Source organism: Pseudovibrio sp. POLY-S9 (assembly GCF_001431305.1).
In the GTDB taxonomy this organism is placed as follows: domain Bacteria; phylum Pseudomonadota; class Alphaproteobacteria; order Rhizobiales; family Stappiaceae; genus Pseudovibrio.
In genome coordinates this window covers 88,506-110,070 of sequence record NZ_LCWX01000165.1, presented here as the reverse complement: position 1 = coordinate 110,070, position 21,565 = coordinate 88,506, and the positions used below count along the sequence as shown (strand labels likewise).

14 protein-coding genes are annotated in these 21,565 nt (G+C 49.7%); 8 read left to right on the top strand and 6 right to left on the bottom strand.

All coding sequences use genetic code 11. The features are described from left to right. Positions 1–468 precede the first annotated feature (468 nt). Positions 469–2,655 (top strand): EAL domain-containing protein, encoded by a 2,187-nt coding sequence (locus PPL9_RS16155; RefSeq protein ID WP_057463660.1) that lies wholly within the window; start codon positions 469–471, stop codon positions 2,653–2,655. Beyond that, positions 2,652–5,255 carry a hybrid sensor histidine kinase/response regulator gene (locus tag PPL9_RS16150; RefSeq protein ID WP_057463659.1) on the top strand — a complete coding sequence of 868 codons (2,604 nt, stop codon included), beginning with the start codon at positions 2,652–2,654 and terminating at the stop codon, positions 5,253–5,255. The genes PPL9_RS16155 and PPL9_RS16150 overlap by 4 nt, the downstream gene beginning before the upstream one ends. Before the next feature lie 13 nt (positions 5,256–5,268). Here the strand turns inward: PPL9_RS16150 and PPL9_RS16145 are convergent, their stop codons facing one another. After that, on the bottom strand, positions 5,269–6,249 hold the full coding sequence (locus PPL9_RS16145; RefSeq protein ID WP_057463658.1) for a crotonase/enoyl-CoA hydratase family protein: 981 nt from the start codon (positions 6,247–6,249) through the stop codon (positions 5,269–5,271). Between the two features lie 1,572 nt (positions 6,250–7,821). On the opposite strand from PPL9_RS16145, the gene PPL9_RS16140 reads away from it, so the two are divergent. Further along, positions 7,822–8,721: an MJ1477/TM1410 family putative glycoside hydrolase gene (locus PPL9_RS16140; RefSeq protein WP_208989414.1), complete on the top strand. Its 900-nt coding sequence runs from the start codon at positions 7,822–7,824 to the stop codon at positions 8,719–8,721. On the opposite strand, the gene pelG is transcribed toward PPL9_RS16140, so the two are convergent. The 4 genes from pelG to PPL9_RS16120 are packed head-to-tail and all read right to left on the bottom strand — an operon-like array spanning position 8,718 to position 13,758. Continuing rightward, on the bottom strand, positions 8,718–10,139 hold the full coding sequence (pelG, locus tag PPL9_RS16135; RefSeq protein ID WP_057463656.1) for an exopolysaccharide Pel transporter PelG: 1,422 nt from the start codon (positions 10,137–10,139) through the stop codon (positions 8,718–8,720). The genes PPL9_RS16140 and pelG overlap by 4 nt on opposite strands. Positions 10,140–10,174: 35 nt before the next feature. Beyond that, positions 10,175–11,686: a GT4 family glycosyltransferase PelF gene (pelF, locus tag PPL9_RS16130; RefSeq protein WP_057463655.1), complete on the bottom strand. Its 1,512-nt coding sequence runs from the start codon at positions 11,684–11,686 to the stop codon at positions 10,175–10,177. A gap of 13 nt (positions 11,687–11,699) precedes the next feature. Further along, positions 11,700–12,683: a hypothetical protein gene (locus PPL9_RS16125; protein WP_057463654.1), complete on the bottom strand. Its 984-nt coding sequence runs from the start codon at positions 12,681–12,683 to the stop codon at positions 11,700–11,702. Position 12,684: 1 nt separating this feature from the next. Continuing rightward, positions 12,685–13,758 (bottom strand): hypothetical protein, encoded by a 1,074-nt coding sequence (locus tag PPL9_RS16120; RefSeq protein WP_057463653.1) that lies wholly within the window; start codon positions 13,756–13,758, stop codon positions 12,685–12,687. Between the two features lie 360 nt (positions 13,759–14,118). On the opposite strand from PPL9_RS16120, the gene PPL9_RS16115 reads away from it, so the two are divergent. Next, positions 14,119–16,314, top strand: a complete 2,196-nt coding sequence (locus PPL9_RS16115; protein ID WP_208989413.1) for a hypothetical protein — start codon at positions 14,119–14,121, stop codon at positions 16,312–16,314. After that, positions 16,311–17,129: a hypothetical protein gene (locus tag PPL9_RS16110; protein WP_057463651.1), complete on the top strand. Its 819-nt coding sequence runs from the start codon at positions 16,311–16,313 to the stop codon at positions 17,127–17,129. Before PPL9_RS16115 ends, PPL9_RS16110 begins: the two co-directional genes overlap by 4 nt. A 78-nt stretch (positions 17,130–17,207) precedes the next feature. On the opposite strand, the gene PPL9_RS16105 is transcribed toward PPL9_RS16110, so the two are convergent. Next, a complete protein-coding gene (locus PPL9_RS16105; RefSeq protein ID WP_057463650.1) occupies positions 17,208–18,197 on the bottom strand; it encodes a LacI family DNA-binding transcriptional regulator in 990 nt (329 codons plus the stop codon). Between the two features lie 129 nt (positions 18,198–18,326). Here PPL9_RS16105 and PPL9_RS16100 point away from each other — a divergent pair, with 129 nt between their 5' ends. The 3 genes from PPL9_RS16100 (at position 18,327) to PPL9_RS16090 (ending at position 21,564) form a co-directional block, all read left to right on the top strand. Next, positions 18,327–19,427, top strand: a complete 1,101-nt coding sequence (locus tag PPL9_RS16100) for an ABC transporter ATP-binding protein (protein WP_057463649.1) — start codon at positions 18,327–18,329, stop codon at positions 19,425–19,427. Between the two features lie 61 nt (positions 19,428–19,488). Then, a complete protein-coding gene (locus PPL9_RS16095; RefSeq protein ID WP_057463648.1) occupies positions 19,489–20,637 on the top strand; it encodes an extracellular solute-binding protein in 1,149 nt (382 codons plus the stop codon). Positions 20,638–20,745: 108 nt separating this feature from the next. Further along, positions 20,746–21,564, top strand: a complete 819-nt coding sequence (locus PPL9_RS16090; RefSeq protein WP_057463672.1) for a sugar ABC transporter permease — start codon at positions 20,746–20,748, stop codon at positions 21,562–21,564. Position 21,565 lies beyond the last annotated feature (1 nt).

Sequence of the window (21,565 nt, the reverse complement as noted above, 5' to 3'; positions counted from 1 at the left end):
CATCGGGGAAATCTGCGACCTCTACAATCCGACAGAATGCTGGAACTACTTCAAAGCCGCAGGATGCATCTCAAATTAATCTCGAAACGCTTTAGCTTTAAGTGAGTGTATGTGGATCTATATTCACAACTGTTTAGTGCAATTTGAAGAAAATTTTTTATTGTGTTCTCAATGTTTCAGTAACTAATTGGGCAGTCCTTTGATTTACCGTAGAAATCCCTGCAAACTGCCGCTTACGTTAGCTTTATTTTGTTGATGAAGGAAACTAAAGCGTCTGTGCACTGGCAGTGGACGACTGATGTATGCCGATAGGTAAATAGAACCACAAGTTTGATACTAGGCATTTAATGATAACTATTTGGCATTTCTTAACACTGTCTCCTTAAGCGAAGATAACCATGGGGTGAATTTGTTCAACTGCTGCGGGTGTTTGTTGCCTTCGGCAGTTAGGCTCGTGGTGGTAGCTGCATGACAACAATCGTTATTGTCGATGACAGGGCAATTAATAGAAGTATTTTTGAAAAGCTTGCTCTCGCTGTAGATGCATCTGTCAAAGTGCACTGTTTTGCTTCGCCGGTTGATGCTCTCGAATATATGGAGAGCAGCGTCCCCGACTTGATTATTACCGACTACAGCATGCCGGAAATGGATGGTGCTGATCTAACGCAAAAGGTGCGCGCGCTTGAGCATTGCAGCGATGTGCCGATTGTTGTCATCACCGTCTTTACGGATCGCTCGTTTAGAATTCGTGCGCTGGAGGCGGGCGCAACTGATTTCCTGCAAAGTCCGGTTGACCACAATGAGTTTGTCAGTCGGGCCAGAAACCTGCTTGCTCTGCGAGAAGAGCAAAATGCGGTCAAACGTCATGCTCGCTTTCTTGAACAGGAACTGGTCAACGTAGAGCAACAGAGCAAGGAAGCTCTCCGAGACTCCCGTGAGCAGTTGGCGCAGGTGATCGACAGTGTTCCGGCTATGATCACGACCAGTACACGAGATGGGCTATGCGCGTTCTCGAATGCGGCCTGGGCGCGCTTTCTGGATTCGACCACGGCAGATCTTGTTGGTGAAGATACTTACGGCAAGTTTGATAAGTTTACGCGTGAGAGAAATCGTCGTTTGGATCGCAAGGTTTTCATTACGGGCAGAGCCTTGCCGCCCTATGAAATTGAACAGCGAAACCATGCTGGTGATATCTTCCATTTTATCGTTACAAAAAGCCCTCTGCTGGACGTTGATGGGAACACAACACACGTTGTGACGACCGCGACCAATATCTCTGATCGCAAACGTGCAGAAGCGCATTTGCTTCATATTGCGCACCATGATGCGTTGACGGGTTTGCCAAACAGAACCATGCTTGGCGAACGCATTGATGAAGAGATTTTCCAGTGCCGAAACAGCGGTCGTAGCTTTGCGCTGCATTTTATCGACCTGGATCGCTTTAAATCTATCAATGATGCTTTGGGTCATCGTACTGGTGATCGCCTTCTGGAGGTGCTCGCAGAGCGTTTATTGCGCTGTGTAGATGGTTCGGACCTGGTTGCGCGATTGGGTGGTGATGAGTTTGCTATTCTCCAGACGGACTTGAAGAGTTCAGAAGAGGCTCTGCGCTTTGCTCAGCATTTGGTGAGTGTGGTTGAAGAACCGTTCCATATCAGTGGGCGGGAACTTCAGACGAGTGCCAGCGTTGGGATTACCAAATACCCGGAGGATGGCCTTAACAGCGAAGAGTTGCTGCGTTGCGCAGATATGGCCATGTACCAATCCAAGGCAGATGGTGGAAACACTTTCCATCTGTTTTCGACGAAGATGGATCACCACGTTAAAGAAACCGTCGCGTTGGAAGCTGAGCTGCGGAACGCGATTGAGCATGATCAGCTGGAACTGTTTTATCAGCCTCAGATTGATTTGCGGACTCAAGAGATTGTTGGTGCTGAAGCGCTGCTGAGATGGAACCGACCAGATTATGGTGTGGTTGCTCCCAACGTCTTTTTGGGAACTGCTGAAGAAGTCGGGCTTATTCTGCCAATCGGTGAGTGGGCGATTTTTGCGGCTTGTCAGCAGGCAAAGAAGTGGCTCGACTTAGGGGTGGCGACGCCTCGGATTGCGGTGAATATTTCGCCAACACAATTCCGTAAGCAGAACGTGCCACAGCTTTTGAAAGATGCTTTGGTTTCCTGCAGTTTGCCGCCTGATAAGCTTGAGATTGAGATTACAGAGAACATCGTTCTGCACGGCTCAGAAGCAACTGTCCGCGACTTGCGCGAGATCCGTGAGATGGGAATTGCGATTTCGATTGATGATTTTGGGACCGGGTATTCATCCCTCGCATATCTGAGCAGATACTCCGTTGATTGCCTGAAAATTGACCGGTGCTTTACGCGAGATATGATGACGGACCCGAACAACACGGTCATCATCAAGGCTATTGTTGGGTTGGGTAAGAGCCTTGATCTCTCCATCATTGCAGAAGGTGTCGAGACCTGGGAACAGGCTGAATATCTCACAGATGCCGGCTGTGAAATGGCGCAGGGTTACTTGTTTGGCAAGCCTGTACCTGCTGAGGACTTTTTACGTCTCCTTGAAGAGCAAGCGGCGAACTTGCAAGGGAACGGGCAGCAACGAGCGTTGGCTGGGGCGGAGTTTGAACTATGAACGACAACAGAAAAACGAAGCTGCAGTTGCTCCCGTTGAGCGGATTAAAGGATCTTTATAAGCGTATTATTCAGTTGGGCGGCGGTGAAGGCGAGATGTCTCTGAACCGTTTTATGTTTACCTTGCTGATCACGCCTTATCTTGCTTCGAACATCACTTTTGGATCTCATGAAAACTTCCAGACCAATGTCATCATGACCACGTTTGGTGTTGGGTCCCTGGCACTGCTTGCTCATCTGCTCTACTCGCAGAACATCAGTTCACTTCGGCGCGTTCTTGCGATTTTTCTCGATGTAGGGGCAGTCTCTGCCGGGCTGTATGTGGGAGGGGAATACCTTTCAATCCTGTTTCCGATCTATCTTTGGGTGATCTTCGGTAACGGTTTCCGGTTTGGGTTGGATTATCTGGCATTGGCGACAATTGCCTCTGTGAGTGGGTTTGCAGTGGTGCTGACGACCCCATACTGGCAAGGTGAGTTCATTCTTGGCCTAGGTTTGCTTGGGTGTCTTGTTGTTGTGCCTCTCTATGCAAGCAAGCTCATCAGATCGATGACCGCAGCACAGCATGCTGCTGAAACCGCTAATAGAGCGAAGACCCAGTTCCTTACCGCTGTCAGTCATGAGTTGCGGACACCGCTGAATGCGATCATTGGCATGGGTGATCTGATCCAGGATACGCAGTTGGACGCTGAGCAGCGGGATATGGCGAAGACCATCAAGTATTCCGGTAGCTCGCTCCTTTCCATGATCAACGGTATTCTTGACTTTAGCCGGATTGAAAGTGGTCGAATGATCGTCAGTCGAACGGTCTTTGACATGAACTCGATCTTGCGTGAGGTGACACAGATTGTGCAGGGCCAAGCGCGTGGTAAAGGGTTGATCATTTCGCGCTACGTGGACAGCAACTTACCTCCGCTCCTCGTGGGCGATGCGCGCCATATCCGCGAAGTTCTGCTGAATATTGCCGGGAATGCTGTCAAGTTTACTGAAGAAGGTTCTGTTTCTATTCGCGCAGTTTGCAAGGAAGCAGATGGTGGCGAAATTCGACTGCAGCTGGAAGTTAAAGATACCGGTATTGGCATTTCTGAAGATGCTCAATCGCGTATTTTTGACCGTTTTACGCAGGCTGATGACAGCATTGTGGATCGGTTTGGCGGGACAGGTCTTGGCCTTTCCATTGTGCGCGAAGTTGTCCGTGCGATGGGCGGTGAGGTTTTTGTCACCAGCCAGCCGGGGCAGGGCAGCACCTTTGTCATTGAGCTGAAAGTAGGCCGTGCCGTAAGTGACGAGACAATTCGGCTTGAAGTGGAAGATGGAGCTGTTGCTATTGTCTCCAAACGCAAGGATCTGCGGGATGTTTGCGCTGCTTCTTTGCAGGATTGTGGCATTGAGCATGAGTGTTTTGAGACAGTTGGCAGTGCCTTCAGTGCTTTGCGTCAACAAACGTCCAGTGATGGCGGCAAGATTGTTCTCTTCGTTGGGGAAGATGTTCTGGCAGCGACGTCGGATAGCCTGCACTATGCGCTGAAATCGACTGGTCACCATCACAACGTCAATCTGATCCCAGTTTACTCAGCTGCATCGGAAAAAGAGTGCGAAGACGTTTTCCAGCCAAGTATTGTTTCTTCGATCAAAGTTCCGGTTTCCACGCAAGCGGTTGCCTGGGCTCTAAGGGCCGCAGGTGCGGAAGATGCGAAATCTGGCATGGAGCTTAAGGAAGAGCTACAGGCTTACTTCAGTCGCTATATTGGGCTGAACATTCTTGTTGCTGAAGACAACAAGACCAACCAGCGTGTTATTGAGAAAATTCTGCAAAAGGGCGGCCATACCTGCAAACTCGTCAGCAACGGCGAACTGGCCTTGGATGAGTTGGAAGATAACTCTTACGATCTGGCGATCATGGATATCAATATGCCTGTGCTGAACGGTATTGAGACCATTAAGTTGCATCGTATTACGGAACTTGGACAGGATCGCCTTCCGATTATTGCGCTGACAGCAGATGCAAGTCGCGCGGCAGCACGAAATGCGCAGGAAGCTGGAGCGGATGCATGTGCCACCAAACCGATCGAGCCGCAAAAGCTTCTGACATTGGTTGATGATGTGATTGCAGAAAGTGGTGTTTACGAAAACATCACCCGCAAGAAGATTGCTAATAGTCAGGTAACGTCAATTTCCGAGCATCCTCGGTTTTCCTCTGAAGTTTCCTCCGGGATTGACTATGCAAGCCTGTCGCAACTGAGAACACTTGGTGGTCTGGATTTCGTTATTGCTGTGATTGAAGATTATCTGAAAGACACCACACAGCTACATCGCGATATTAAAGCTGCATTTGAAGCTCGGGATGCAGAGCTATTTCGGGCAAGTGCGCATGCGCTTCGTTCTGCTTCAGTCAACCTTGGGGCGACGGAAGTTGCGAAACTGAGTGATGATATGGAGAACTTGCCTGCACCTCAAATGCCGATCTTAGGTGAAGACATGCTGCGTAAGCTGTCAGGCAAGATAAAGCGTGATCATGAAAACCTGACCAGGTATCTACAGCAGCTCAAGCAGGAAGGAAGTAATCCTATCAACCGCTTGAGCACACTGGATTTTTCTTAGAGCCAGTACAACTCTAGAAAGCTTGTTTACGTACAGATGGAGCACCGAGACGATCCTGAGCTTTTGTCAGGCGTTCCATCTTTTTCAAGTCTTGGTCGGACAAAGACAAAGCGGCGTCGACCCAAATCTCGACGACGTCAATCAGTTCTTCATAAGCGACTGGCTGAACCGTGCGGCCTGCGCGATAAATGGCAGAGTGAGCGGTGTGCTTGCGTGCGTTCTTGGTGATGTACAGCTGAACCGCAAACGGTGCTTGACCTTCTTCTACAACCTCATGAACAATTCCCATTTCATGAAGCTCTTCAGCTGAGTAGAGACGCCCACTCATAAGCATTTTTTCTGCAACACGGCCATCGACCATGCGTGACAGGAAGCTGTAAGCACCCATGCCGGGGAACAGATTGAACAGAACCTCCGGCAGGCCGAATTTGGCTTGGCGTTCTGCGATGATCACATCGCAAGAGAGTGCAGTTTCGAATCCACCACCTAATGCATCACCCTGGATCATGCCGATCGTGACGATTGGCAGGTTTGAAGAGATTGCGTTGCGGTAAACAACGTCAATGCAATCAACGGCATACTTGTGAAGCTTCTCACGGTCTTTTTCGCGGATAAGCTGGATGAACAGGTTAAGATCACCGCCGAGATTGTAAACGCCCGGAATACGAGAGGCGACGACCTTGAAGTTGATCGGGCACGGATCTGCTGGCTGATAAGTCTCAAAAAGACGCTTCATCACGGCCTGTGACTGTGCGAGTTCGCTCAGCAACTCAGGTGTAAAGCAAGGACGTCCTTCGCTTTTCATATAAAGCCAGAGAGCTTTTGTTGTTTCGTCGAATTCCAGATCAACCCAATTCAACTGAACAGACGCAAATTGCTGTGCAATTGAAACAGCGGCAACATCCACAACTGGATGTGTGCCAGACTTTAAGGATGGCTTTGTTGTTCCAATTAAGGAAGGAAAGTTGGATCTATGCCCCGTTAGATCAGACATCTCAGCCCCTACAAAATTTGCCTATGCGTTACAGTGGTTTTGGCACACCCCAGATCAGTCTATTTTTTGCTTTCGACTGTATTATGTGCAATCAAACATGGTAAATAATATATTAATACCAATATGTATGTCGAGCAAAAAAGTTATTGCACTGCATGAGTGAAGTAGTTACCCAGCGTCATTGTGACTAAAATTTTAGCTTTATTGTTAACCATGAATATTAACTGTTGGACTCTCAAAGCTAATAGATATGATTACTTAAGAGTTGGAGTAGGGGTTCCCAATAGGTAATATGAAACTAAGCTGAGGCTTGTAGTAAACAATTCAGTTATAAGTGGAAATGGATCACGCCTATACAAGCAAAAATAATCATCAGTTTTAGATCTCTCAAATTGTTACTTAAATCAAAGTATAATATTTAAAATATTAGTAATTCATACATTGCGAAAACTAACCAAAATTCGTTTGTTGCTTGATTAGCGAGTTAGTCAGGTAATTTCATCTGATTGAGAGAGCGTATTTTATCACGTAACCTTAACCTATAAGATCGCTATTTGGACTTTACGAGAAACTCTAGGATCATATAAAAATCAATAAATACAACGATTTATGAGTTATTTTTGGGCAACCTTCAGGAATGCTCTCGTTGAGTATTGCTATCGCGCTTTGCAGTTGCAATTTTCAGGTTTAACTCGTCTTCCTAAGGTGTTCTGCCTAAAAAAACGGCACTTATACGCTTGATAAACTTTTACCATCATAAGCGTCGATTTTTTTGTACAAAACGTGGAAAACTGCCGAATTGCGCTGATTTTGAGGTGTTAGACAGCAAATCACTCGTCTGGATTCAAGTAAAAAATGGTCGTTTTGAGAGCAACAAAGAGCGAACTTGAGCGTCATTGCTGTGATGGTTTGAGCTTCTCCTCCCAACTTTGCGATGTCGATGAGATATGTGTTTGAGACCGTTTGCGTTCATCGGTCAGAAGCGGTGAGCGCTTTTGTAAAAGCTGCGTTGAAATGTGAAAAACACGCTCTCTTTCATCCACTCGCGCGTCTTACTGTCTAGTCACATTGAGCGACGCATTTGCTGCAGTATGGACATGGTCGAGCTATGGCACCAATGCTTCGTGCTGAGTGGTATGAGTGATCTTATCATGAATGCTTGACTGAGCTTGTGAGAGGAGACGAGGGGGCTGGCTGAGCTCCTCATGGATTTTGATGTAGGATAGTGAAGTAGCAAGAGCCTTGCTGGTTGCGCTAATCTCCTGAGCGTGCCGGTACTTGGGGAAAGCAGTATGTATACAATGATAGCACCAAATGCCAGTAACAGCCGTCCCGTGATTCTATTGCTGCGATCGAGTCACCCGCCGACCTATCTCAGCTTCTGACAATCTGGTGAGGGGATAGTGGGGTAACTTTGTAGAGTGTCGTAATACAATATGTCTCAGGTAAGAAGATCAGATTCTGAGAGTTCAAAAATGAAGTGCTGACCTGAGAAATTTTCATAAGAAAGAATAGGCATAGCGTTGTGTTTTGTCTGGGCATATGGTGTGGGGCCTGTTGCATGGAGCGCCGATGTTTTACCTCAGGTTTGTCCTCGCTGTTGCTGCTTTTTCTCCTGCTTTGTTTCTTTTGAGTTGCTCCAGTGACAAGGTGGAAGAGATGCAAGCGCCGTTGAATGATGTGTCGCGGTGGGGCGTTCAGCTGCAGAATATCGAGATCAAGAAAATCCATAGGTCAGATCTCGATCTTGTGGTGATTGATTACTCCAAAGACGGCACTGCGCGGGGTCGGTTTTCCAGTTACGAAATTGCCAAGGCTAAGGAAAAACCAGATGGTTCCAGACGTCGTGTGCTTGCTTATCTCAGCATAGGTGAAGCAGAGGATTATCGGGATTACTGGAAAGATACCTGGCAGGAGACCCCTCCTAAATGGCTGGGTGATGAAAATCCCAATTGGCCCGGTAATTACACCGTCAAATTCTGGCAACCAGAATGGCAAGGCCTCATTATGGCCTATCTCAAGCACATCATTTCTGCTGGTTATGATGGTGTGTATCTGGATGGTGTTGATGTTTTCCAGCGGTATGATGAGGGTGATCAAGCGCAGGCCAGAATGGTGAAGTTTGTCGGGAAAATTTCCAGACTGGCGAAAGCGCAGGAGCCCGGCTTCATTATCGTTGCCCAGAACGGGGAAGAGCTGCTTCGGTTTCCCGAATACCGCGATGAGATTGACGGGATCAGCAAGGAAGATTTGCTTTTTGGCGCCTATCAAGATGGAGCCCGTAACAGCCCGCAACTGATTGACTGGAGTTGGGGCTTTCTGGCTGAAGCGCAAAGGGATGGTCTGTCAGTCTTCGTAATCGAGTACCTGGAGGATGGAGACAAGCGTAGGCGCGCGCGCAAGGAACTGGATGAGTTGGACGTGATTTCTCTCTTTACCCGCAGGCCGTTGGATACGTTGGTCGCCTTCTAACGAAGAGCCTCATACCAGGTGTTGGGCCTCAGGGAGAGACGCGCCTGAAAGAAGATGTGCTGGTCCAGCTTTCTGAAGGCATTTTGCAGTGTTGCCACCGCGAGGAAACTTGCTGTCAGGCAGGCGACGAAGTAGCCGAAGCCAAGATATTCCCGAGGAAGATACAAGGTTGCGTAGGTACAACTGGCGTTGAGCAATAAAAACGCAAGCTGCAACAGCATGTTTTCCATGTTTTTATTGATGAAAATGAGTGTTGTAGAGGCTGCGAAAAACAAGAATTGAAAGAGCACACTAATTGCTGCAATTCGGATTATCGCAGCTTGTCGGTATTCAAAATTCAAAGATTCGACCACCATTGGAGAAAACAGGACAAGCAGTGCGCAGAGCGCTAGCTGGATCAGAGTGATGCGCCCTAATGTATAGATCGCTTCTGTCTTCAGGTTTTCTGATTTCTCGCGGATCTCAACGAGGGTGCCATGTCCTGTGATCGTTTGGATGTAGGATCTGAAGTTTCGAAAGAAGTTGGTTTCGGCCTCAATCAAAAACAGCGCCAAAGGTGGGATAAGCAGTAATTGGGCTATGAATATTGAGCTGTCATAAGCGGGGGCATGCCGCAGGCCGCTGGGCAGAAGTTGGCCCTCTGCACTTTGCCAGATGATGACTTTGTCGACCCATAGTGCGCTGATGTTGAATATTGCGGCCAATGCGAGGGGCCAATAGCGCTTCATGGCGCCTGCAACATATGTCAGCGTTGTTGTGAAAGAGTAGTGCGATGCGGGAAATGTGAAGAGGACTTCTGTTGAAAGCCAAATAAAGCACAACAGGAATCCCAGGCTGAAGGCGCCAAGCAAATGAAACTCGCTGGGACTATGCGCTGTGCTGTAGATGATGAGTGCAACTGTGAGAAGTAAGCCTGTTGCAAAGGATAGGCTGACGCTTCTGTAATTTTGCAGGCTTGAGCTGAAGCCGAGGGCAATCCAGAGCAGGCTGGCGATCACGCAGGAAACAATGATGCTTATCACGTCATGAAGGGGGACATTCAGGAGCATTATCAGGATTGGTGCACTGACAATTGCAGTCACCAATGCGCAGACATAGAGCGCGCCTAAATAGATTTGTGGGATGAGATGGAATTTTCTGAAATAAATAGCGTCTGATGCCATCCTTATGGCGATGATCAAGACGGGAGCGCTTGTGAGAAGCGAAAGGCCGAGGATGTAAATCAGTTTTGTTCTGAAGCCGGTGAGTAGTGGTAAACCCAGTTTCTGTTCTGTGAGAAGTGAGATGAACAGGACACACAGAATGAACATGAGCCAAGGGCCTGCGATGACCATGCTTGCATGGAAGACAGCCCGTATATGAGACGACAGATCGCCTTTGTGAGTTAGACGTTGCAGCTCAAAGCCAATGCCTGCCATTCAAAGTCTCCGATACCATGATGTTATCTTTGGTTTTATGCAAAGTGGTGTTTTGCTTTTGGGCGCTGTCTCTCGAAGTTTCGCTCATACAAATCCTTGTAGGATTTGAGTGCTTGCTGCTCGTTGTAGTCACGTTCTATGCGTTGTCGCAGCTGCGCTCCGTATTGCTGGCGAAGCTCATCGTTCCTAAGCAGTCTGGCCATGGCTTGTGCTGTTGCGGATGGGGACACAAGCTCTGTGATGATGCCGCCAGACCCGAGTGGATGGGGATCATCTGCGCGTCCTTCCAAAACCTCTCTGCATGAGCCAACATCAGTTGCGACACAGGGAATTCCGGCGGCTCCAGCTTCGAGAAGAACGAGGGGTTGGGCTTCGCTCAAACTGGTGAGTGCGACGAGATCAATGGAGGGCAGGTATTCAGCGATGTTGACCGGACCTGTGAATGTGATTGTCTCTTCCAGACCCAGCTGCACTGTGAGCTTATGACATTCCTCGAAGTAGGTGGGTTCTTCGTCTGTTGGCCCCAGGATGAGTGCATTCACATCAGGGAGCTCATTTTTCAGCAAAGCAACGGCATGGATGAAGCTTTTGACGTCCTTGATTGCGACCACGCGCCCAATGAGCGCCACTGTTGGCTTGTGGTTGTCGTGCTGGGCTTGTGCAGACTTGAATTTGTCGAGGTTGATGCCGTTGGGAATGACTTGCATTTTGCTTTGGCACGCTCCCTGAGACAGCTGCATCAACTGGTTGTCTTTGTAAAGCGTGGTGATATCCGAACAACTGTTGTAGCAGCATCTGGCAAATGCTTCGAAGGCCGAGATCCAGAGATCGCGCAGGTCAAGGCGAGGATCATCCAGGGAGAAACCTTTATTGATGCTGTCTTCGATCCAGTCTGCGAGCAGGATCTCTATGCGGCGTTCGTTGGTGTAGATACCGTGCTCGGTGATGATTGCCGGTGCTTGTGTGCTCAGGGCTGCTCTTGCTGCGAACAGGCCTGCGTATCCCGTTGAAATGGTGTGGTAGGTCCTGGCTTGCGGGATGGGAGCTTTAAGGACTGCGAACAGGCCGCCGAACAATGTGTACCAAGCCCAGAAGAAGTGATGGAATGAAGTTTCCGGCAGAATCTCCTCGTACATCTGGCAGATGACGTTCCATGTGAGATCAGAGTGGGTCAGCTGGTTTATTGACCAGGGGCGGGTGGTGGAGTTCACGAGACGATCAAGATCATACAAGCGCGCTTTGCTGCCGTTTTTTAGGAAGGCGCGTAGTTCTCTTGAGATGCCTTGTGTGCTGGATGAACTGTAATCTGGTGCGGGCTCGGGATCATGGATATCGAAGAGAGCAAGCTCTTGATAGTGCTTCACATTTGGGGGCAACTTGTATTTGGGTATTCCATTTTGTGATCTGGCGAGAACTGCGACGACAGAGAAGGTGAGGTCTGGTAGGCCTGAGATAAGCCAATTGATCCAAGAGGATACGCCTCCGGCAACATAAGGGTAGCAGCCCTCAACGATTATGCAGACGTCTGTTGTTGACGAAGAACGCATACCACTCACCCTCTCAGTTGACCAAGGCCTGTTCGTGCGCAGGCTGAACCGTTCTTCGTTCAAGCCTGTTCTTTATGCGCTGGTTCATCGCGCAGGCTTCCAGATCTTTGACGCGAGTTAATTGCTTCAGGCATAGCTGTGCCTCTTTGAGAGCTTCTTTTTGAATGAGGCGGTCTGCCCGCAAGAGGGTCAGGGCTTTTTCGGCTTCGGGGCGTGCATCTGTTTTCAGGAACTTGCGCAGTGTGGATGTCACTTGCTCTCGCTGGGATGTGTCGATGAGTTGAGAGAGGGCTGCGGCCTGTAATCGTGTGATTGCCTCACGTCGTTGCTCTATTGACGCTTCAGAAGGGAGAGTGATCATATCCGAGATATCGTTTTGAAAGCGTTGCTTGAGTTTGGTGTAAACAGCGGCTGCCTGAACGCGGATCTCTGGCTTGTCGTTTTTGAGTGCGGCCTGAAGGAACTCCAGCAACTCGGGCTTGTATTTGAGCGTTATGATGGACAGAGCTCTTTTGATGTCCTGAGTGTTTCCTGAGGCAAAGATTTTCTGGAATGGCTTTGGCGATCCATTTGTCATGTCCAATGACCGGTTGCTTATGATCTTGCTGAATATATCGGCTTGTTTGGTTGGCGTATCTTCAAGAGCAAGTGTTGTGTGCCATTTGGCAAGCCGGGCAGTTTGTCTTCTGCCATCCAATTGCATCAGGACAGAAGCCAGCAATCCTCCCAATGGGCCAAACAGTGCGAAGAGCAAGATGCCATAATCAAAAAGCGCAAAGCCTGTGCTGTGAATGTTTCTCATAAGCAGAAGGCAGAGCAGGACTGTTAGACAATGAAATGCAGCAGCAAGCCCAATTACCTCGGAGTTTTGGATGATCTGCGAGAAGAACCAAGCTTCGATAAGTGTTGCGGTTACGATGATAACCGGCAGCAAGAGTATTGAGAGGCTGAAAGGTTGCTTGGTGGTTGGCGCATCGGGCAACGTATCCTGAACCATCCTAGATCACCGAGTTGTCGAACCTGTTGCTCGTTTGGGGAGCGTTGACCGAATAGAAGGCGACGAGGTTATCTGGCATTGGGGCTGCGTTGTGGCTAAGGAGGTTGTTTGAGAGTGCGCTGCTGATGGCTTCTAACAGCACAGTGGAGTCTTCTTCGAGCGGGTGCGCTTCCAGCTGATGGAAGATGATTGCACCTTGCAGTGCCTCACCGTCCGTTCGCAGGCTGCTTGAACCAGGAGCTCCAAATAGAAACACCAGGCTCCCTCTGGGCGTGCGAGACCTGAACACTCTTTTATCACCAGCCAGAGAAGTTAGTTCGGAGGTGTCCTGATGGTTGATCAGCCATGCTTGTTCTTGCTGCTCACGCGAAGGTTTCAGCTCAGATGATGCCGTGGTGTTGGAATGGAGGAGACCAAGGCGCTTGTTTGAGCACTTGAAGAGGCTATATCTGGTCGTGCCGATCAGGTTGGCAAGAAGAGTGTCCAGCTGTTTGCTGTTGTTTTGAAGATCCAGCGTACTCAGCTTGTCGATTGCCTTGCACACACTGACCGGGCTTGTGGTTTCCATCGAAGCTATACGGCTTTGCAGGTTCTCGGCTTCAAGCGTGAGCGTGGTGCAGTAATCAGAGATTGTGTCTCGTTGTCCTAAGGCATGGGCCAACTGGCTTTGGAGTTTTTGGTTTTTGCGCAGCAGTGATGTCCTGAATTCTCCGAGTACAATGGCTGTCAGGAGCCAGAGTGTTGGTTGCAAACCTGTGTTTGTGAAGTATTCAAAGAAACCCTGTCCGCCCATGGTTTGTGGCGGGAGGTACCAAAGAGTGGTTGCGAGCGCTGCCAGAACGGCGAGGATTCCGGAACGGGTTCCGAGGATAGAGCTGGCAATAATGATCGGGATCCACAACGGGCTTGGCGAAATGCTCCAGAGTGGGATTTCAGGATACATCGTGGACACTACGGGGAAGGGGAGGAACAGCAGGACGACCTCCAAAGCGTGGTAGCGCTTTTCCGGTGTGCGTTTCGCTTTCTTCTTTTTATGATGTTCAGTGTTACTTGAAAAATACTGATCCGAATACATCGCGAATAAATAGTCCTATTGTCAAAATCATCAGTATAGATTGTGTTTTAAATCTTCATTCGTGGCCGGGAATATTTACTTGCTGTTTTATTTATATTCAACTCTATGGAAAGTTAGGGTATTAAGTTCTGGGTTGGATATAAAATGATTTGTTTGCAATAAGTATACAGTCTTAAATTACTTATTGGTGACTTCAGGATGCGTGAAGTGCGTAACGATTGTTCTTTGTACTCCTTCTATATTGAAGGTAAGTGGCAATTGTTTTTAGCTAGAATTACTAGGCAGGTTCGCGCCCTTATTTTCTATGGTTTAGCGCTGTTTTGCTTTGTATGTTTCATCAATAATTCGCAGGCCGCCTTGGTGAAGCGAGAGATTATCGGGTTGTACGATAGTCTTCGTGAGGCTGAGCCATCTGCAACGGCAATACATAACCTTCTTGAGATGCCGTTGAATCACCTTGGTTATTCGATCCGGTATGTTGACGTGAATGCGGGTTTGTCTGCGATGAAACCTACGGAAAACACAGCTGCTGTTGTGAGCTGGTTCCAAGGGGCATTGGCTGATCCGCATCAATACTTTGCATGGGCCGATAAGCAGGCGAACTTGGGATTGCAGTTTCTTGTGTTTGGTGAGACCGGAATTCGCAATCTGGAAGATGATGGGGCGGTCTTGAATCTGTTCCTGCGGCATCTGGGGCTTCGGTTTGAGGCTGGGTTTGTGATGCTCACAAGCGCCTCGTCAGATCTTCGTCTGGATTCAGAGCTAACTGCCTTTGAACGACCCTTTTACAAGGTATTACCGGGGTACTCACTGGTTACGCGCATATCCCCAGAGGGGCAGTCGATTGCCTCTGTTCAGCCGCCTGTGCGTGTTGCGACGGAACGAACGCAGTTGGCCTTTATCGGGGCTGGAGGAGCCTATGTTCAACCCGGCTTTGCCATTGCGACTGACGATGTGCTCAACCGCCAGAAGTGGTTGATTGATCCGATTGGATTTCTTCAACGGGCGCTTAAGCAGGAGCGCTTTCCCATTCCGGATACGTCTACGTTGATGGGGAGGAGAATTTATTTCTCGCACATTGATGGAGATGGTTGGAACAACGTCTCTTATTCTTCCAAGTATCGGGGACAAAAAGCATTATCCGGCGAAGTGATGCTTCGAGAGCTGATTGAGCCGTACCCTGATTTACCTGTCACTTACGGTCTGGTGACAGCGGATGTTGATCGGAGTGAGGGAGGGGATGATCGCAGTGTTGGGCTGGTCAAAGAGTTGTTTGCTCTCCCGCAGGTGGAAGTGGCCAGCCATACCCATTCGCATCCGTTTCATTGGGCTTTTTATCGAGATTATGACCGTGCCAAAGAGCTTGCGCTTATTCGTGAGAAGAATGTTGCAAAAGAGCCAGCAGCTGAGGGACCTGTGAGCTGGCTCTCCAAGCGTTTCTTTGGTGAGAGTGGCAAGGCTTCTTTCAAGACATATCTTGCACAGAATGTGTCTATGCCGCGTTATTACATGCGCAAACCGTTTTCGCTTGTGGGAGAGATCGGAGGTTCTCTTTCTCAGGCCGAAAGCTTTGCGCCGAGTGGTAAAAAAGCGAAGTTGTTCTTGTGGTCTGGTGACACGCAGCCGTTTGAGGAAGCGCTTGCGCATACTCGTAAGCTTGGTGTTTACAACATGAATGGCGGCGATACGCGGTTTGACCGTGACTGGCCTTCTTTGAGTTATGTGGCCTCCTTATCCCGCCAGGTTGGCGCAGAGCGGCAGATCTATGCTGTCTCCAGCAACGAGAACACATATACGAATGACTGGACGGGGCCATTCTACGGATTTTCGCAGTTGCATCAGACCGTTGATAATACTGAGAGCCCGATCCGGCTGAGGCCCTACAATGTGTATTACCACACCTATTCTGCGGAACATGATGCATCGCTGCGAGCGGTTCGGAAGCATTTGGATCGAGCGCGTGATGGGGCTTATTTGCCGATCTTTGCCTCGCAGTATGCTGCTATTGCAAATAGCTTTTTTGGGGTGAAGCTCTACCAGACGAGTGATCACAGCTGGCTTGTTTTGAATCGAGAGCGTCTTCAGTCGTTTCGCTTTGATGATGCAGAGCAGTGGCAGATTGATTTGGCGAAGAGCAACGGCGTTATTGGCTCAAAGCACCACCAGAACTCGCTGTATGTTTCGCTGGATCCGGCGGTTCGTGTTCCGGAGATTGTGCTGAAATCATCGCACAGTACAGGCGATGAGCATGTTGCCAGCATCACGGAAGCCCGGTGGCAGGTTTACGACTGGGTGCATAAGCCTTGCCGCATTGGTTTTCGTGCTTTTGGGTTTGGAGCTGGGGAGTTTCAGTTTCGTGGACTGTCTTCAAGCCTTCATCGGGTGAAGGTGAGGAGAGAGGATGAGCTTGTCTTGAGTGATGACGTTCAGCCTTTGCCGGATGGATCTTTGCGTTTGGATCTGGCTGTATCCGGGATGGAGCCATTGGACATTTCATTGACATGTAAAAACTGGGCTTCGACAGCACGCATGGCGACGACGGGGAGGCAGCCATGATCCGCTTCCTCAAGTATTTGTCGCTTTATCTGCTGTTTCTGGGGATCGGTTATGCGCTTGTTCCGGGGCAAACAGAGAAGATTGCTGTTCAGATCAAAGAGCAAAAGTATCATGAGGCTCGGGAGCATTTGCTGGCCTCATTTGAGGAGGACGACAGTAGTCCGGAGGAGTATCTTCAGCTGGCTGAGATTGCAGAGCAACTGGGGTTTGTTGAGGAGATGCACCGCATGCACGAGGCGTATATTGAACGTTCTCCTGATGACCTTTGGGTGCTGCGCAAGATTGAGCTCTACCACCGCTTGGCAGGTGACTTTCGAGGATATGTGGAAGCCTTAAAGGCGGTCGCACGATTGAGCGCTGAGCCTGAGGATCGTAACAGGCTGCTCTCCACGTTGCAGTTTGAGGGGCTTTATGAGGAAGAGCTCTCAGAGCTTTCCTTCTTTGACGGTAAAGGAGTGTTGACGCCTCAACAACTTGGCCGGTTGGGCATGTTGCATTTTCAGGGGGAGAGGATGGAAGTGGCTGCGGCTGCTCTTGCCAAGCATCACGAAAGTGCTCCTTTGACATCCAAGCATTGGCCTGCACGTCTGGCCTATTTTCATAGCCTACTTGAAATCGGTGACTTTCTGAAGGCCGAAACTGTTGCTCTCAGTCTGCGAGAGACAAACAAGCCTTGGGCTGATTTTGATTTCCGGAGCGAGTTTTTGCGGTATGGCCGTGATGAGTACATGCGGGAGGTTGAGGTGCCTGAGGGGCTAGCTGCGATTTTATCTTGTGTCATCAGGCCCAAGGAGGGCGATCAAGACTGTCCATGACATTGTGACTTCATAGGCTCTGGCTGATGCTTTTGAAGATGCATCAGCCTCAGTTGTTGGTGTCTTGACTGCTCTCAGTTACGCACTGCCGCGGATGACCAGTTCGGGTTCTACCACGACGGACATTTCCTGCTGATCCGGGTCTGCAAGGCGCGCTTCCAGCGTGTTCATGAGGTTTTGGACAATCTCGTCGATTGGATTGGTTGCTGCAGTCAGATCAAAGCAGGGCCAGGCAGCCATTGGCATGTTGTCTGATCCTACGACGGCGACATCTTCCGGAACACGCAGGTTCAATATGGATTTTGCTGCATTCAAAACCCCAAGAGCGGCAGCATCCGAGACACAGTAAAAGGCGTCAGGCGGATTATCACTTTGCAGGAGGCTCAATGCGGCCTGCAGGCCGCTTTCGAAATCGAACCGGGTTTGTGACACTCCGCGGGGTTGAAGGCCAGCTTCGCCGAGTGCTTCCAGATATCCTTCGCGGCGACCTGTGTCTGCTGTGATGCCTTCAATACCGCCGATGTAAGCGATCTTTTTGCATCCGCGTTTGATTAGGTGCCGCGTGCCAAGCAGACCGCCGCGCTTGTAGTTTAACCACACACAGTCTGCGCCTTTGACCATTGGTCCCAGCCCTGTGTAGATCAATGGCACGTGCATTTTCTTGCTGTTTTCGATCACTTGCAGATCGACTGTGCCGGCTCGCACGATGGCCGCTGAAACCGGATACATCAGTGCTTTGCCCAGTGTCTCGGCAATGTTCTCTTCTTCCTCAGAGCGTATTTGCAGGGCCCATTTTCCGCGTTTTTGTAGGGCGGTCGACAGGCGATTGAAGAAATCTTTATCGTACATGCCATCGGTGTTTCCGAAGACGACAGCGACCAGATCTGATTCTTGTTTGATGAGGGAGCGTGCAAGTGCGTTGGGGCGATACCCCATCTCAGAAGCGACTTTTAAAATGTGATCGCGAGTCGCTTTGTTGAGGCGATTCTCTGCCGTGAACGCACGGGAAACAGCAGAGACAGAAACGCCTGCGGCACGTGCAACATCTTTACCTGTCAGTCTTTTCATCGCTTCTTACTATCTTGGATGATTGTCATTTTAACTTCAAAGAAGTCGCTTAGTAGATCTCTATTGCAATCGATTGCCAAAACTCATAGCATAATGCTTTGGTTGCTTAAAGGGGGGCAAGTTTCCGGAATGGTTGGCGTAGGAATCGAAATCGAAAAGCTTTGTGTTGGTTACGACAAGACCCGTGTTCTTCATGACATTGATCTTGAAATCAACTCGTCTGAGTTTGTTGCGCTGCTGGGTTCATCTGGCTGCGGAAAGACAACTCTTCTGAAAAGTCTCTCCGGTTTCATCAAACCCATGTCGGGGCAGATCCGCGTTAACGGGAATGATGTTGCACAGTTACCACCCGAGCAACGCAACATGGCGATGGTGTTTCAAAGTTATGCGCTCTGGCCTCATATGACGGTTCGTCAGAACATGGGGTATGGCCTGAAGCTGCGTGGGATGTCCAAGGAGCAAATCAACCGGAAGGTTGATGAGCTGTTGACGCTGCTGGGACTTGCGGATTTTGGGGACCGCAAAGTGCCCAACCTTTCTGGTGGTCAGCGTCAACGTGTGGCGCTTGGCCGGGCACTGGCTGTCGATTCCCCGATCCTGTTGCTGGATGAGCCACTTTCCAATCTTGATGCCCGCATTCGCTTGTCCATGCGACATGAGATCCGTTCTTTGCAACAGCGTATGGGTTTGACGGCAGTGCATGTGACCCACGACAGGGAAGAAGCGATGGTCATGGCCGATCGCATTGTTATTCTCAATGGAGGACACGTTGCGCAGGTGGGCACACCGCTGGAAGTTTATGAGCAGCCAAAGTCCAATTTTGTTGCGACCTTTATGGGCGCTGAGAACGAAATTGCCCTCAATGTTGAGCGTGCAAATGGAACTTTGAGCATTGCAAGGCAGGAGGCCGTCAAGGCTGCCAGCTTAAGCGTTTCAAACGAGATTGGTGATGGAGGTGTGAACTGGCAGGCATCAGCTGCCGGATCTGTTCGGGGGCGTTTCCGCTCCAGTGCAGCACATTTGCGTGCCGATGAAGCCGTACCTGAGGGGCATTTGGCTCTAGCGGGTAGGGTGACACAACTCAGCTATCCGGGGGGGGTATTTCGCTACGAAATAGAAAGCGCCGGGCAGCTCTACATGATCGACGATCCTTGTCGATATGCAGTTGGCGATGTGGTGACGATCTGCGTGCCAGCTGGTGGGCTTCACCTTTATTCCGAGGCGGCCTGACACCTTTTTAAACGTGAATAGAACTTTTTTCTCAACGATCTTAACCCAGGAATTTTGAGTGATGACACTTAAGTCAGTTCTTACAGGTGCAATCTCAGGTGCTGTGATTGCTGTTGCTCTGCCTGCGTCGGCTGAAACCCAGCTGAACGTGATTACCGGCGGCTCCCAGAACATGGTTGAATATGTGACCGATTATCTGGGCCCGCTTTTTGAAGAAAAATACCCAGGCGTGAAAGTTCGCGTCACAGGGACTGGCCCGGGAGATGCTGGTTCTCAGAAAATTCTTGAAAAGCTGGAAGCACAGTCTGCTGCGGGTAAAGAGCAGTGGGACATCGACGTTATTGTTGCTGCGCAGAAGAAAACCGGCGAGATGAAAGAAAAAGGCCTTTTGGCTGATTTCCGCGACAACATCGAAACCGGCAAAATGGTGACGCGCGCGACGGCTGAAAATGCGCTTGGCGTTTATGTTGGCGGCTATGTGATGCCAATGTTCCATAGCCAGACGGCGATTGCTTTCAACCCGGCTTTGGTGCCAAACCCACCAGAATCTTATGATGAGCTGCGTGCATGGGTAGAGAAGTACCCAAAACAGTTCGGCTATAATGGCATTAAAAACGGTATGTCCGGCGTCGCGTTTGTGACTGGCTGGATGTACACCTACGCAGGCGATACTAAGACCCTGCAGAGCGGTCCATATGATCCGGCGAAGAAAGACACCTGGGCGCAGGCTTATGCTGATCTGAAAGCGTTCAACGAGAACGTGACTTTCACTCCGGGTAATGCTGGTACTCTGGACATGTTGAACCGTGGTGAGATCGTGATGGGTCCAGTTTGGGTCGACATGTTCTATTCCTGGCAGGGCGATGGCCGTATTCCACCAAACCTGAAGCTGAAACTGATTGCACCGGGTATGCCTGGTCAGCCTTACTACTACGCAACCCCAGCGAAGGCTGCGAACAAAGATCTGGCTGAAAAGTTCATTGAGTTGGCAACCAGTCCTGCTGTTCAGGCAGAAGGCATTGTGAACCGCTTCAATTGGTATCCAGGCATTGATGCAGACCACGTGAAAGCAGCTTTGGATGAGGAAGTCTGGTCCAAGTTGTTCACTGACGTCACACCTCTTGAACTGGCTCAGAAAGGCAAGCCGTTCCCGATTGGTCCTTACTTTGACGACATCAAAGAAGGCTACGAGCGGCAGGTTTCTAACTAAGCATATCTGAAAGAAACCGGGAGGGGCATGCGTCTCTCCCGGCAAGTTTGGTTTTGGTGAGAGGTGGTGTCCATGAGTGGACAAAGTATGTCAGTTGGGCCGGGTCGGATGGGGGCAATATTGCTTGTTGCACCCGCACTGTTGATGATCGGCTTTTTGTTTGTTTATCCCTTTGGCTATTCTGTGGTTTCAGCCTTCACAGACAATGGCGAAGGCAGCTGGCATATCGCCAATTTTACTAAGGCTATTGAGTTCTATTCCAAAGATATTCTGTTTACGATTGTGATTGTCAGCCTGTCTACGGTGGTTATCGGTGTGCTGGCTGTTGCTATTGCGGGCTATCTGACGCTTGGCGAAAACCCGACGGCTGTCGCTGTTCTCAAGTGGCTTTATCGGTGGCCGTTGTTCATTCCGTTTATTGTGAGTGCGCAGTTGATGCGGACGTTTTTGGCAAAGAACGGGATGATGAACAACATCCTCACCAGCTCTGGCATTATCGAGCCACTGGCGGCGCAGAGTTATCTGGACTGGCGTGGGATTGTGATCACCTTTGTCTGGAAGCAGACGCCGTTTGTGGCTCTGCTTGTTGCGGGCGCTATGGCTTCCATTGACCGTACCACGATTGACGCTGGCCGGATTTTTGGGGCTTCCCGCCTGCGTATTCAGATTGAGCTTGTGGTGCCGCAGATTGCGACGACCCTGATGGTTGGGTTGATCCTGTCTTATGTGGTGATGCTGTCTGTTCTTTCTGTGCCGCTTATGATCAACGCGCAGTCACCGACCATGCTGACTGTTGATATGGCGTGGCGGATCAACTCCTACGGCGACTATGGCGTCGCTAATGCGCTGGGCATCATGTCCTATCTGTTTACCGGGGTGGTTGCGTGGTTCTATCTGCGTCAGAGCCTGAAAGATAAGGGAGCATAAG

What these genes read in the sequence shown, in the direction of transcription:
- PPL9_RS16140 (WP_208989414.1), top strand. Translation starts at nt 7,822, where the DNA reads ATGTTTTACCTCAGGTTTGTCCTCGCTGTTGCTGCTTTTTCTCCTGCT.
- PPL9_RS16125 (WP_057463654.1), bottom strand. Translation starts at nt 12,683, where the DNA reads ATGGTTCAGGATACGTTGCCCGATGCGCCAACCACCAAGCAACCTTTC.
- PPL9_RS16105 (WP_057463650.1), bottom strand. Translation starts at nt 18,197, where the DNA reads ATGAAAAGACTGACAGGTAAAGATGTTGCACGTGCCGCAGGCGTTTCT.
- PPL9_RS16110 (WP_057463651.1), top strand. Translation starts at nt 16,311, where the DNA reads ATGATCCGCTTCCTCAAGTATTTGTCGCTTTATCTGCTGTTTCTGGGG.
- PPL9_RS16120 (WP_057463653.1), bottom strand. Translation starts at nt 13,758, where the DNA reads ATGTATTCGGATCAGTATTTTTCAAGTAACACTGAACATCATAAAAAG.
- PPL9_RS16100 (WP_057463649.1), top strand. Translation starts at nt 18,327, where the DNA reads ATGGTTGGCGTAGGAATCGAAATCGAAAAGCTTTGTGTTGGTTACGAC.
- pelG (WP_057463656.1), bottom strand. Translation starts at nt 10,139, where the DNA reads ATGGCAGGCATTGGCTTTGAGCTGCAACGTCTAACTCACAAAGGCGAT.
- PPL9_RS16155 (WP_057463660.1), top strand. Translation starts at nt 469, where the DNA reads ATGACAACAATCGTTATTGTCGATGACAGGGCAATTAATAGAAGTATT.
- PPL9_RS16150 (WP_057463659.1), top strand. Translation starts at nt 2,652, where the DNA reads ATGAACGACAACAGAAAAACGAAGCTGCAGTTGCTCCCGTTGAGCGGA.
- PPL9_RS16095 (WP_057463648.1), top strand. Translation starts at nt 19,489, where the DNA reads ATGACACTTAAGTCAGTTCTTACAGGTGCAATCTCAGGTGCTGTGATT.
- PPL9_RS16090 (WP_057463672.1), top strand. Translation starts at nt 20,746, where the DNA reads ATGGGGGCAATATTGCTTGTTGCACCCGCACTGTTGATGATCGGCTTT.
- PPL9_RS16145 (WP_057463658.1), bottom strand. Translation starts at nt 6,249, where the DNA reads ATGTCTGATCTAACGGGGCATAGATCCAACTTTCCTTCCTTAATTGGA.
- pelF (WP_057463655.1), bottom strand. Translation starts at nt 11,686, where the DNA reads ATGCGTTCTTCGTCAACAACAGACGTCTGCATAATCGTTGAGGGCTGC.